Here is a 12,278-nt window from a genome sequence, read left to right on the forward strand (position 1 = left end):
TCGTGGCTGATCCAAGCCCTCTTCGCAGCTACCGCGCGCCCTGCCCGGGCTGTGGCGCCCCGGTGGAGTTCCGCAGCGCCCAGTCCACCCATGCGGTCTGCGCCTATTGCCGCAGCACGGTGGTGCGCAGCGGCGAAGTGCTGTCGCGGCTGGGCAAGATGGCCGAGCTGTTCGACGACCACAGCCCGTTGCAGCTGCAGGCCAGTGGCAGCATCACGCTGCAGGACCGGCCGCGTAAATTCACCCTGGTGGGCCGCCTGCAGTACCGCGCGCCCACCGGCACCTGGACCGAGTGGAACGCGCTGTTCGACGACGGCAGCACCGGCCTGCTGGGCGAGGACAACGGCGCCTATGTGTTCTCGCTGCCCGCTTCGCTGCTGCGCGATGTGCCCTCGGCCGACCGCTTCCGCGTGGGGGCCACCACGGCTTTTGGTGGCAAGCCCTTCAGCGTGGCGCTCAATGACCAGGTAACCCTCATTGCCGCCGAGGGCGAGCTGCCGCGCCTGCCCGAGCTGGGCCGGCCTTTTGCCATGGTGGAGTTGCGCAGCGCCGACGGCGAGGTGCTCAGCTTTGATTACGGGACCCAGCCGCCGGCGGTGTCGCGGGGCCGCACCGTGCTGCTGGAGTCGCTCCAGCTCAGCGGCCTGCGCGACGAATTCGTCAAGGCAGAACGGGGCCGCGAGTTTGCCTGCCCCCACTGCGGGGCGCCGGTCTCGGTCGCGTTGGCCAACAGCAGGAGCATCACCTGCAACTCGTGCCACAGCCTGATCGACCTCGCGTCGGGCACGGGCGCCGAACTGCGGCATGCGCAGCAGGACGAGCCGGTGCAGCCGCTCATTGCACTGGGCTCGGTGGGCTCGCTTCAGGGCGTGCACTGGCAGGTCGTGGGCTTCCAGCACCGGTTGGGCCACGACCCGCAGGAGGAAGATGCCGAGCACTTTGGCTGGGACGAATACCTGCTGTACCACCCCAAGCGCGGCTTCAGCTTCCTGGTGGATACCGAGGAAGGCTGGAGCATGGTCAAGCCGACCACCGGCGCGCCGGTGCTGTCGCCGGGCGCCAAGAGCGCCAGCTACCTGGGCACCACCTACGCACTGCAATACAGCTACCAGGCCGAGACCACCTACGTGGCCGGCGAGTTCTACTGGCCGGTGTCGCGGGGCCAGAAGACCTTCAACCGCGACTTTGCCAAGGGCCGCGGCCTGCTGTCCATGGAGCAGACGCCCACCGAGATCACCTGGTCGGTGGGCAGCAAGATGGAGAGCGACGCGGTCGCCAAGGCCTTCAAGCTCGAGGGCCGCAAGGCGGACCTGGCGCGCGCCGATGCCGGGCCCACCAGCACCTCGGGCGTGGGTTGCGGTACGGTGGTGGTCATGTTCATCGTGATCCTGCTGTTCCTGGTGCTGCTGCGGGCCTGCATGTCCTGCGATCCGCAGCGCGAGAACTGCAGCAGTTCGGGCAGCAGCTGGCGCAGCAGCGGCGGCTCGTTCGGCGGGTTCTCAAGCGGGGGGAGTCACAAATGAAGTTCATTTCTGGAGGTCATCATGGGTCTTGAATGGCTGAAAACCGGGGCCGTCTTCGGCTCCATCCTTTACGCGCTGATTGGCGTGGTGGTGTTCTGGCTGAGCTTTCTGGTGCTGGACAAGCTCACGCCCTACAACCTGTGGGAAGAACTGGTCGAGAAGCAGAACATCGCGCTGGGCGTGGTGGTGGCGGCCATGGGGCTGGGCATCTCGATCATCGTGGCCGCCGCGATCCACGGCTGATGGCGTTTCAACCGGTGCCCGCCACCGGCCCAGCCTCTTCGCCCCGGCCGGTCGAGGTGGCGCTGCTGGCCAGCGTGTTCGTGGTGGCCGCCTGCGGCCTGGTCTACGAGCTGGCCGCCGGTGCCCTCGCGTCCTATGTGCTGGGCGACTCGGTCCTGCAGTTTTCCACCATCATCGGCACCTATTTGTTCGCGATGGGCGTGGGCTCCTACCTGTCGCGCTTTTTCGAGCGCCAGCTGCCCGCGCATTTCCTGCGCATCGAGCTCATGGTGGCGTTGGTCGGCGGCACGCTGCCCGCGGTGCTGTTCCTGGCCAACGCCTATGCGCCCGGGGCGTTCCGCTTCCTGCTGTATGCGCTGGTGCTGCTGGTGGGCACGCTGGTGGGGCTGGAGATCCCGCTGGTCATGCGCATCCTGCGGCGTAACGTGGCGCTGCGCGACCTGGTGTCACAGGTGCTGACGTTTGACTACCTCGGCGCGCTTGCGGTGTCGGTGGCTTTTCCGCTGCTGCTGGTGCCGCGGCTGGGGCTGATCCGCACCGGGTTGCTGTTTGGTTTGATGAACGCGGCCGTGGCGGTGTGGGCGCTCTGGCTGTTCCGCCATGAGCTGCGGCGGCTGCGCGCGCACGGGCTGGCCTGCGCGCTGGTGCTGGGGGCGCTGATCGCGGGCTTTGCCGGCGCCGACGAGGTCTCCAGCCTGGCCGAGGACCGCTTCTACCAGGACCGCATTGTCTTCAGCGCCACCTCGCCGTACCAGCGCATCGTGGTCACCCGTTCGCCGGGTGAAGGCCGCAGCGGCCACCGGCTGTTCCTCAATGGCAACCTGCAGTTTGCCGAGCGCGACGAATACCGCTACCACGAGGCCCTGGTGCACCCGGTGATGGCGGCGCACGGCGCGCCGCGCAAGGTGGCCGTGCTGGGCGGCGGCGACGGCATGGCCGTGCGCGAGATTCTCAAATACCCCTCGGTCGAGAGCGTCACACTGGTCGAGCTGGACCCGCAGATGACGCAGCTCTTCAGCCAGCACGAGGCACTGACCCGGCTCAACGGGGGGTCGCTGTCGTCGCCCAAGGTGCACATCCTCAACACCGATGCCTTCACCTGGCTGGGCCAGACCACCGAGACTTTTGACGTGATCGTGGTCGACTTTCCGGACCCGACCAATTTCTCCATCGGCAAGCTGTACACCAACTCGTTTTATGCGCTGCTGGACCAGCGCCTGTCGGCCAGTGGCTACGCCGTGGTGCAGACCACCTCGCCGCTGGTGGCGCGCCAGAGCTTCTGGACCGTGGTGCAGACGCTGGAGTCGGTGGGCCTGCGTACCGCGCCCTACCACGCCCATGTGCCCAGCTTTGGCGAGTGGGGCTATGTGATCGCGAGCCGCCGGCCCTACCGCCTGCCGCAGGCCCTGCCCGCGGGGCTGCGGTTCCTGTCGCCGCACACCTTGCCGCTGCTGTTTGACTTTCCGCAGGACATGTCCCGCGTGCCTGCGGGCGTGAACCGCCTGTCGAACCAGGTGCTGGTGACCACCTACGAGCGCGAATGGGGCAAGGTCCACGAGTGACGCCCCTGTCGCTCACGCGGCGCGCGGTGCTGGCCGGTGCGGCGGCGCCGCTGCTGGGCTGCGAGCCGCCGCCGGCGCCGCTGGAGGGCGGCTTTGCCGGTGTGTCGGTGGAGCGTGGCCACATGCTGCGCGAACGCCGCAGCTGGCCCGCGCCGGCCGTGACCCGGCGCACCGGCGTGCTGATTGCCGGCGGCGGCGTCGCGGGCCTGGCCGCGGCCCGGGCCCTGAGGCTGCGCGGCGTGGATGACTTCGCGCTGCTGGAGCTGGAAGACCGCGCGGGCGGCAACAGCCGCGGCGCCGAGCTCGGTGGCCTGCCCTGCCCCATGGGCGCCCACTACCTGCCCGTGCCCGGTGAGGACGCCCGCGAAGTCCAGGACCTGCTCGAGGAACTGGGTTTGCGCCACCGCGTGGCGGGCCGCTGGCAGTACGACGAGCGCCACCTGTGCCACAGCCCGCAGGAGCGGCTGTTCTTCAACGGCCATTGGCAGGAAGGGCTGTTGCCCCTGCAGGGCGTGGGTGCGCCCACGCTGGCGCAGTACCGCCGCTTTTCGCAAAAGGTGGCATCGCTGCAGCGCGAGGCGCGCTTCAGCATGCCGGCACTGCGCTCGCCCTTCGGGCCCGCGCACACGGCACTGGACGCGCTGAGCATGGCGCAATGGCTGGCGCAGCAGGGGCTGGACGACCCGCAGCTGCTCTGGTACCTGGACTACTGCTGCCGCGATGACTACGGTGCGGGCCTGGCCACCGTGTCCGCCTGGGCCGGGGTGCATTACTTTGCGAGCCGCCACGGCTTCCAGGCGCCCGGGGACGGCGACGCGGACCGCGAGGCCGTGCTCACCTGGCCCGAGGGCAACGCCTGGCTGACCCGCCGTCTGGCGTTGCCGCTGGGCGAGCGCCTGCGGGCGGGCCGCAGCGTGGTGCGGATCGCCGAAGCGCGCCACGCTGTGGAGGTGGACGCGTGGGACCACCGCACCCAGACGCTGGAGCGCTGGCAGGCGCGGCACTGCGTCGTGGCGCTGCCGGCCTTTGTGGCGGCGCGCGTGGTGCAGAACCCGCCGGCGGTGCTTCAGGCGCTGGCCGCGCGGCTGCGCTACGCGCCCTGGCTGGTGGCCAACCTGCACCTGCGCGCCCCGCTGCACGACCGCCCCGGCGCCGCCCCGAGCTGGGACAACGTGCTCTACGGCAGTGCCAGCCTGGGCTACGTGGATGCCACCCACCAGCGGCTGGACCCGCGCCCCGGCCCCACGGTGCTGACCTGGTACCGCGCGCTGGGCGATGGGCCCGGTGCGCGCCAGCAGCTGCTGGCGCGGCCCTGGACGGCATGGCGCGACGACATGCTGGCCGAGCTGGCCGTGCCGCACCCGGACCTGGCCAGTCTGGCCACGCGAATGACGGTCACCCGCTATGGCCATGCCATGGCCATCCCCACGCCGGGTTTGATGAGCCAAATCAGGCGGGAGTCCAATACCGGCGGCCATCGGGCGCTATCAAAACATGAGCAAATCACGCCGGCCACGGCCCGCTTGCGCTTTGCCCACGCCGACTGGTCGGGCTACTCGGTGTTTGAAGAGGCGTTCACGCGCGGGCACCTGGCCGGCGGGCTTTGACAAGTTGGCGCCCTGTGGCGCACAATGCGCCAAAAAGGAGGATGCCATGCCCGACGCCCCGTCGTTCGTTTCCGTCAAGTTGCCGGCCGCGCTGGTCAACCAGGCCCGTGAGGCCGCGCAGACCATGCGGCGCTCGGTCGCCAGCCAGGTCGAGTACTGGGCCACGCTGGGCAAGGCGCTGGAGCATGCGGGCCTGACCACGCATGACAGCCATGCGCTGATCGCGCGCCAGGAGCGTGCCCCCTACACCGTGACACCCGGCCTCTCGCCCGAGACCGACGACCTGCACAACCACGTGCTGGCACTGGCCAAGTCGGGCGCGCTGGCCGACCGCGCGCAACAGGCCGTGGCGGCCAACAAGGGCCGGCGCGCCAAGGCACCCAAGGCAGCCTGAACGGCGCATGCCGGTTCTGCACCTGATCGCCGGGCCCAATGGCGCCGGCAAGTCCACGCTGTACGACTGCCTGATCGCGCCGCGCCACCCCGCGCTGCCCTTCGTCAATGCCCAGATCCACGAAGCGGCGCAGCTGCAGCACCTGCCCAGCCCCCAGGCGCGCGCGCAGGCCGCCCGGGCCTGGGCCGATGCCGAGTGCCAGGCGTTGCTGCGTGCGAGCCACTCGTTTGTGACCGAGACCGCGATGTCCCACCCCTCGCGCCTGGCGCTCATCACGCAGGCCCGCTCGCTGGGCTATGAAGTGGTGCTGTACGCCCTGTGCGTGGACGAGCCGCGCCGCCTGCTCGAGCGCGTGAGCCAGCGGCTGCGCGAGGGCGGCCACGCCGTGCCCTCGCACAAGGTGCTGGAGCGCTACCCGCGCTGCGTGGACCACCTGCGCCGCGCCGTGCGCATGGCCGACCTTGCCCTGCTGCTGGATGGCTGCGACGCTGCCCAGGGCGGCCCGCGCCTGATTGCCTCCATCGTCGCCGGCCACATGCAGCTGCACACCGTGCTGCGGCCGCGCTGGGTCGAGAAGGTGCTGGGGTTTGCGGAGGCTTGATGTGACCCGACCACGAGAATACATACAGTGCGCGATATCGGGGGTCAATTTTTCGACGAGCTGTGCAATTTGGTGCGCGTCATGGAAGCACATACTCAACTTCATCAGGCCTTGCCCGAACCGTAGCCTGTAACTAGTTGCGACACGCAGGTGTCCGCGAGTAGATTGCACCTAAGATGAAGCATTTAAAAAATCTCAGGGAAACCCCATGGAACCGTGGCTTGTGAAAGTGCGCCCGCTTTCGGTCGTGCTGTCGATGTATGTTTTAGTCGGTTGCGGGGGCGGCTCGTCCAGTCCCCCACCGCTGGCTATTGCCAGCATCAGTCCGGGGGCGAATGCTACGGGCGTGAGCACGACCGCCGCTGTCGACATTTTGTTTGCGGAGGCCATTCAACCCACGAGCCTGACCGGGGACTCTGCAGTTTTGCGAGGGCCGGGGGGCTTGATTTCCAGCACCATCAGCCTGACTGTGCCGACTGTGGGAACGGGCGCTTCGGTGCTTCGCCTCACACCCAATCAGCCGCTCGCCAAGCTATCCCGCTATGACCTCACGTTGAGCAGCGAAATCACAGGCGTCAGCGGGGCCAAATTTCCGGGCAGTACCAACAGTTTCACCACGGCCGACGGCACTTGGCAAACAGCGCAGCCCCTGGCTACGGTGACACCTACCGGCACGAATCCCGTCCTGGCAATGAATGCCAGTGGAAAAGCGTTAGCCGTATGGCAAGAACAGGGCCAAGCTGCCACGGCGTGGGCGAGCATTTTTGACAAGTCTGTGGGTGCATGGTCGATACCGGCTCAAGTCGCTGGAAACGCCACCACGATCCAGGGGCTCAGGGTCGGCATGGACAAGGCAGGGAATGCATTGACAGTGTGGATCGCAGGTCTGGACAGCGCACCCGGTACGAGCTATCTCTGGTCAAATTCGTACAACGCCGGTACGGGTTTGTGGCGCGTCCCGACGCCGATTCAGCCGGTCGTTCCGTGGCTAAACGATGGCCCACTGGAATGCCTGGTAGATGGTAATGGGAATGCGATGGTGCTTTGGGAACAACCCGAATCCCAGACGGTTGCCCTATGGTCAGCCCGCTATTCAGCCGCCACCAATCATTGGGAGCAGTCGGTCAAAGTAGGTACAGCGACCGGCCAAACCAGCAGGTTTGTTGCTGCGATGGACTTGGGCGGCAATGTACATGCCATTTGGGTCGGACTGGGTTCGTTGCCATTGGACCGCGTGGTGACGGCTCGAGCCTTTAGCGCGTCGACTGGACAATGGGGAACGCCCACGGCAATCAACCGGCCATCGCTCTCAGTAGCTGATTTTCCTCGTGTCGGCTTTGATGCCAACGGAAATGCCCGAGCTATCTGGTCAGAAACTCTGAATCAGGAGGGGGTCTTGTGGACCAACCAGTTTGATGCCACCACATCAAGGTGGGGCACCGCCACAGCGGTGCCTATGGACAGCTCCGTGCCTCTCGGCCTAATCGTCTCGCAACTGGGCGTCGACGACGCCGGCAATGCTCTGGTGGTTTGGGCGCTGTCCAGCGCGGCGGAAAACCGTGTTGATCTCTGGGTCAATCGTTACATGGTTGCCAGTGGCCGTTGGGACGGGGCCAAGAAACTCGCCACTCTTGGCACGACGTTTCCGCAGTTCTCGCGGATTGCAATAGACAAAGCAGGCAATGCCATAGCCGCATGGCGTGAATCGCCGCGTGGTTCCCCTAGTAGCTCCGTTGTCCGGGCCAGCAGGTATCGCGCGAACGCCAACACGTGGGCCGACCCTGAAATCGTGGGGACTGGGGGCAGTCCGGGGGTGACGGCAAATGCGCCGCAGATTGATGTCGATGGCTACGGCGATGCCCTTGTGATCTGGGAGGTGAAGGACACCACCCAGGACACGCTAAGGCAAAACCGGTTCAAGTAGCGCGAGCACATCTATCCCTATGCTCGAAGATCGGATGCATTCCTGGGGAGTTTGAATGAAATCAATGTGGATGATGGGCCGTCTTTGGCTCACGGTGGTGGGGTCGCTTGGCCTAGTCGCCTGTGGCGGTGGTTCGAGTTCCAACGTAGTGGCGGAGCCCGTGGCGCTCGTCGTCACTAGCGCAACCCCAGCCGAAGAAGCCATGGGCGTCAGTATTACTCCGACCGTCGAGGTTGCATTTTCGCGCCCCGTGCAGGCATCGAGCATCACCAATGCATCGGTTGTACTGCGAAGTCCACAGGGCGTCATCACTGCCACGGCAAGCCTGTCCTCGCCGACAGGTACAGGCGGTGCGACCGTTCTGAGAGTGGCCCCAAACCAACCGCTGGCCAAGCTGACGCGATATGAGTTGGTGCTTAGCAACACGATTGTGGGGACCGATGGGGCGCGATTTATGGGCGCGTCCAGCGCTTTCACAACCCTGGACAGGGATTGGCAGACTGCCAGACAAATTGCCATTCCGGTTGCAGGGGCCGCCGCCCCGACAGTGACGTTGGGGCCGAACGGCGACGCGCAGGCTGTCTGGATGAAGACTGACATCACCGCGCCAGGGGGCAACTATCGATACCGTCTGTGGGCCAGTCACTATGCCGCCAACACCCGGCTTTGGGGGCTTGCCAAGGTCATTGATGACTCTACGTTGTCATGGACCACCGCGACCTATACGAGCATCTATACGCTGGCACAGGGGGGCGACAGTCATGGCAATGTCACTGTTGTGTCCGGGGCATTGCATGGCTATTCGCCTAACCCGTCGCCCAGCACTTTTTGGGTCAATCGCTTTGATGCCGCAGCTGACCGTTGGGCTGCACCGATACCGTTCAACGTTGACGGCTGGCTCGAGTTCGGGCAAGCAACAGTCGACGCCGGGGGAAATGCCTGGATTGCATGGTCCGTCCGGGAAGGGAGGGCCGATGATCTTGCGTACACCGTTCGGGTCGCTCGCTATACCGCCAGCACAGCACAGTGGGGCGAGCCTGTTGACGTACCGACTGGCCCGCGCAGAATTGACGGATTCAAGCTCTTGACCGATGGCCAGGGTAACTTGTTCGCGAAATGGACTCAAGAGGTGGAGCGGGGTGTCGCGAACGCATGGGTGAGCCGCTACGACACGACGCAAAAAAGTTGGGAGAACCCTGTAAAAGTCAGCGGTTTTGCGCCCGACAGCAGCGAAGCTGAAATCGCTTTCGATGGGCAAGGCAACGCGATCGCTATGGGTCGTATTTCCAATCCGCGACAACTGTGGGTCAGCCAGTACTCAGCGCAAACAAGGCAATGGAGCCTGCCTGAAACCATTGATGTTCAAGGCACCATCGTTGCGGTAGATTCCCCCAGAATCGCCGTCAACGAGGCCGGCGACGCCGTTGCCATGTGGGGAGGTTACGACGACCAAGGCATCATTTCGGGAATATGGGTCAGCGTCTTCCAGGGCACGCCGCGCAAATGGAGTTTGCCCAAGAGACTGGATGACGCGGTTTCCCTGGCGAATAAAAACGTTACGGCCGGCAACGTCACACTTGATCAATATGGCAACGCGTTGGTGCTCTGGAGCAAAACTGACTATGCGATAACCCCGCCGGCCTTTGCTTGGCGAGTCGCACGCTATGTGGCCTCAACGCGCAGTTGGATCTCCCCCGTCCAGATCAACAATGCATCGTTGGCCGATCCAGAGGCGCCGTTTATTGGCAGCGCCCTCAATGGCGATGGCCTGGCGGTCTGGCGGCAGGGCGGCGAAATTTGGTTCAACAGCTTTCGATAGCCGTGGACCTCACCCCCGCATCAACGCCTCAATCTCATCGGCCTTCACCGGCACGCCGCGGCTGATCAGTTCGCAGCCGGTGGCGGTCACGATGGCGTCGTCCTCGATGCGGATGCCGATGTTGTGGAACGGCTCGGGCACCCCTTCGGCCGGCCGCACGTACAGGCCGGGCTCGATGGTCAGCACCATGCCGGGGTGCAGCACGCGGCTGGGGCGGTTCTTGATGATCTCGTTGGACAGCGGGTCGCGTCGCTCGCTCACCTCGCCCACCTGCGTGGGCTCCACATAGCTGCCGCAGTCGTGCACGTCCATGCCCAGCCAGTGGCCGGTGCGGTGCATGTAGAACTGGAAGTAGGCGCGGCTGTCGATCACGTCGTCTACCGTGCCCACCTTGTTCTTGTCCAGCAAGCCCACGTCGAGCATGCCCTGGGCCAGCACCTTGACGGTGGCGTCATGCGGGTCGTTGAAGCGCGCGCCGGCTTTCGTGGCCGCCACGGCGGCGTCCTGCGAGGCCAGCACCAGGTCGTACAGCGCGCGCTGCGGCCCGCTGAACCGGCCGTTGGCCGGGAAGGTGCGCGTGATGTCGCTGGCGTAACCGTCCAGCTCGCAGCCCGCGTCGATCAGCACCAGTTCGCCGTCGCGCACCGGCGCGGCGTCGGCGCGGTAGTGCAGCACGCAGGCGTTGGCGCCGGCCGCCACGATGGAGCCATAGGCCGGGTACTGCGAGCCACCCAGGCGGAACTCGTGCAGCAGCTCGGCGTCCAGGTGGTATTCGCGCACATCCTTTCCTTCGCGCAGCATGCGGGCGCTCAGCTGCATGGCGCGGATGTGGGCACGCGCGCTGATCTGCGCGGCGCGGCGCATCACGTCCTGCTCGTGCGCGTCCTTGACCAGCCGCAGCTCGTCGAGCACGCCGCACAGGTCACGCTGCTGCTCGGGGCACAGCGCGCCGTAGCGCACGCGCGCGCGCACCTGGTTGAGCCAGCCGCCCACGCGCGACTCCAGCCCCTCGTGGATGGCAAACGGGTACCAGACGGCATCGCGGTTCTCCAGCAGGCGGGGCAGCTGCGCGTCGAGTTCGCCCACAGCCAGCGCGGCGTCCACGCCCAGCGCGGCGGGCGCGGCGTCGGGGCCCAGCCGGAAGCCGTCCCAGATCTCGCGTTCCAGGTCTTTCGGCTGGCAGAACAGGGTGCTGTGGCCGTCGCCGGTGATCACCAGCCAGGCGTTGGGTTCGGTGAAGCCGCTCAGGTAGTAAAAGTAACTGTCGTGGCGGAACAGGAAGTCGCTGTCGCGGTTGCGCGGACGCTCCAGAGCGGTGGGGATGATGGCGATGCCGTCGGCGCCCAGCTGGGCGGCAACACGGGCACGGCGGGCGGCGTAAAGGGATGTGTTCATGGCGTGTTCAGTTGGGCCAGGCGTTCCGGCGTGCCCACATCGGTCCACGGACCGGTGTACAGCTCGGCGGTGATCTGCTGATTGTCCATCGCGGCGCGCAACAGTGGGGCCAGCGGGGCTTTGAGGCCTTGCGGGTTGCCGGGCGGGATGTCGCAGTACGGCGGCGCGAACAGCGCGCGCCGGTACAGGGCGATGGTGGAGAAGGTGTAGGTCTGGCGGGCCTGGTTCAGCGCCAGGCCTTCGGGGCTGATGCCAAAGTCGCCGCGCGGGTTGTGCGCCGGGTTGGGCACCAGCCAGAGGTGGCCGAGCTTGCCGCTGGCCATGAAACGGTCAAGCGCCTCCCGGGTGAAGCGGAAATCCGGGGCAAACACGTCGCCGGCCACCACCCAGAAACCGTCGGCGAGCTGAGGCAGCGCCCGCACGATGCCGCCCGCGGTTTCCAGCGCGCCGCCAAAGTCGCGGCCTTCGTGCGAGTAAGCGACCGTGAATTGCTCCTGTTTTTGTAGCGCACTGTGGCCGCCCTTATTGGACTCCAGGCCAATTTGATGCTCAATCTGCTCGCCCAGCCAGGCGGTGTTGACCAACTGGCGGCCAAAGCCGCCGCGGGACAGTGCCTGCATGGGCCACAGCATCAGCGGTTTGCCGCGCACCACCAGCAAGGGCTTGGGGCAGGTGTCGGTGAGCGGGCGCATGCGCTCGCCCCGGCCGGCGGCCAGCACCATGGCCTGGGCGGCGGGTGCGGCGCTCAAGCCGCGTCTCCGCGGTCCAGCGAGCGCTGCTCGGTCCATTCGGGCGCAAAGCGGCCCACCAGCGCGTCCATCAGGGCCCGCGCCTTGGCGGAATGGTCAGCGCCAAAGTTGCACACGTATACGTCCAGCGTCACCGCGCGCTCCTCGGGCCAGGTGTGCACGCACAGGTGCGACTCGGCCAGCAGCACCGTGGCCGTGATGCCGCCCGGCCCGCGTGGCGTGGCCGGAAAGGTGTGGAACAGCTGGTTCACAGGTTGCAGCCCGGCCTGTTCCACGGCCTGCACGCACCAGGCGCCCAGGCGCGCGGCGTCGGTCAGCCAGGCGGCTTCGCAGCGGCACTGGTACAGGTCGGCGGTCAGGTGAAGGCCTTGCATCGGTGCCACTGTAGACGATGCGCCGGTACTAAACCCGGACAAACCCGGCGCGGCGCAGGCAGCCGGTAAAATCCCGGGTTTCCCCCG

Annotated in this window: 11 protein-coding genes; 8 read left to right on the plus strand and 3 right to left on the minus strand. The window is 66.5% G+C overall.

What is annotated here, in order from left to right:
- The first annotated feature begins 2 nt into the window (after positions 1–2).
- The 8 genes from KF796_02530 to KF796_02565 all read left to right on the plus strand — a co-directional run bounded on the left by KF796_02530 (position 3) and on the right by KF796_02565 (position 9,673).
- Entirely contained in the window at positions 3–1,523 is a 1,521-nt protein-coding gene (locus tag KF796_02530) for a DUF4178 domain-containing protein (protein ID MBX3585494.1), read from the plus strand.
- A gap of 21 nt (positions 1,524–1,544) precedes the next feature.
- Positions 1,545–1,766, plus strand: coding sequence for a DUF350 domain-containing protein (locus KF796_02535; GenBank protein MBX3585495.1), 222 nt, complete (start codon positions 1,545–1,547; stop codon positions 1,764–1,766).
- Positions 1,766–3,328, plus strand: a complete 1,563-nt coding sequence (locus KF796_02540; protein MBX3585496.1) for a polyamine aminopropyltransferase — start codon at positions 1,766–1,768, stop codon at positions 3,326–3,328. The genes KF796_02535 and KF796_02540 overlap by 1 nt, the downstream gene beginning before the upstream one ends.
- Positions 3,307–4,935, plus strand: a complete 1,629-nt coding sequence (locus KF796_02545; protein ID MBX3585497.1) for an FAD-dependent oxidoreductase — start codon at positions 3,307–3,309, stop codon at positions 4,933–4,935. The genes KF796_02540 and KF796_02545 overlap by 22 nt, the downstream gene beginning before the upstream one ends.
- A 46-nt stretch (positions 4,936–4,981) precedes the next feature.
- Positions 4,982–5,329, plus strand: coding sequence for a hypothetical protein (locus tag KF796_02550; protein ID MBX3585498.1), 348 nt, complete (start codon positions 4,982–4,984; stop codon positions 5,327–5,329).
- Between the two features lie 7 nt (positions 5,330–5,336).
- On the plus strand, positions 5,337–5,930 hold the full coding sequence (locus KF796_02555) for a zeta toxin family protein (protein ID MBX3585499.1): 594 nt from the start codon (positions 5,337–5,339) through the stop codon (positions 5,928–5,930).
- Between the two features lie 208 nt (positions 5,931–6,138).
- Positions 6,139–7,854 carry an Ig-like domain-containing protein gene (locus KF796_02560; GenBank protein ID MBX3585500.1) on the plus strand — a complete coding sequence of 572 codons (1,716 nt, stop codon included), beginning with the start codon at positions 6,139–6,141 and terminating at the stop codon, positions 7,852–7,854.
- 55 nt (positions 7,855–7,909) lie between these two features.
- Positions 7,910–9,673, plus strand: a complete 1,764-nt coding sequence (locus tag KF796_02565; protein ID MBX3585501.1) for an Ig-like domain-containing protein — start codon at positions 7,910–7,912, stop codon at positions 9,671–9,673.
- A gap of 9 nt (positions 9,674–9,682) precedes the next feature.
- Here the strand turns inward: KF796_02565 and KF796_02570 are convergent, their stop codons facing one another.
- The 3 genes from KF796_02570 to speD are packed head-to-tail and all read right to left on the minus strand — an operon-like array spanning position 9,683 to position 12,191.
- On the minus strand, positions 9,683–11,068 hold the full coding sequence (locus KF796_02570) for an aminopeptidase P N-terminal domain-containing protein (protein ID MBX3585502.1): 1,386 nt from the start codon (positions 11,066–11,068) through the stop codon (positions 9,683–9,685).
- Positions 11,065–11,790 carry a nucleotidyltransferase family protein gene (locus KF796_02575; GenBank protein ID MBX3585503.1) on the minus strand — a complete coding sequence of 242 codons (726 nt, stop codon included), beginning with the start codon at positions 11,788–11,790 and terminating at the stop codon, positions 11,065–11,067. Before KF796_02575 ends, KF796_02570 begins: the two co-directional genes overlap by 4 nt.
- A 23-nt stretch (positions 11,791–11,813) precedes the next feature.
- Positions 11,814–12,191, minus strand: coding sequence for an adenosylmethionine decarboxylase (gene speD / locus KF796_02580; protein MBX3585504.1), 378 nt, complete (start codon positions 12,189–12,191; stop codon positions 11,814–11,816).
- Positions 12,192–12,278: the final 87 nt, after the last annotated feature.

Source organism: Ramlibacter sp. (genome assembly GCA_019635435.1).
Lineage (GTDB): Bacteria > Pseudomonadota > Gammaproteobacteria > Burkholderiales > Burkholderiaceae_C > JAHBZM01.

Bases quoted from the DNA above. Each gene is read 5' to 3' on its own strand.
- KF796_02535 (MBX3585495.1), top strand. From the start codon at position 1,545: ATGGGTCTTGAATGGCTGAAAACCGGGGCCGTCTTCGGCTCCATCCTT.
- KF796_02540 (MBX3585496.1), top strand. From the start codon at position 1,766: ATGGCGTTTCAACCGGTGCCCGCCACCGGCCCAGCCTCTTCGCCCCGG.
- KF796_02545 (MBX3585497.1), top strand. From the start codon at position 3,307: ATGGGGCAAGGTCCACGAGTGACGCCCCTGTCGCTCACGCGGCGCGCG.
- KF796_02550 (MBX3585498.1), top strand. From the start codon at position 4,982: ATGCCCGACGCCCCGTCGTTCGTTTCCGTCAAGTTGCCGGCCGCGCTG.
- KF796_02555 (MBX3585499.1), top strand. From the start codon at position 5,337: ATGCCGGTTCTGCACCTGATCGCCGGGCCCAATGGCGCCGGCAAGTCC.
- KF796_02560 (MBX3585500.1), top strand. From the start codon at position 6,139: ATGGAACCGTGGCTTGTGAAAGTGCGCCCGCTTTCGGTCGTGCTGTCG.
- KF796_02565 (MBX3585501.1), top strand. From the start codon at position 7,910: ATGAAATCAATGTGGATGATGGGCCGTCTTTGGCTCACGGTGGTGGGG.
- KF796_02570 (MBX3585502.1), bottom strand. From the start codon at position 11,068: ATGAACACATCCCTTTACGCCGCCCGCCGTGCCCGTGTTGCCGCCCAG.
- KF796_02575 (MBX3585503.1), bottom strand. From the start codon at position 11,790: ATGGTGCTGGCCGCCGGCCGGGGCGAGCGCATGCGCCCGCTCACCGAC.
- speD (MBX3585504.1), bottom strand. From the start codon at position 12,191: ATGCAAGGCCTTCACCTGACCGCCGACCTGTACCAGTGCCGCTGCGAA.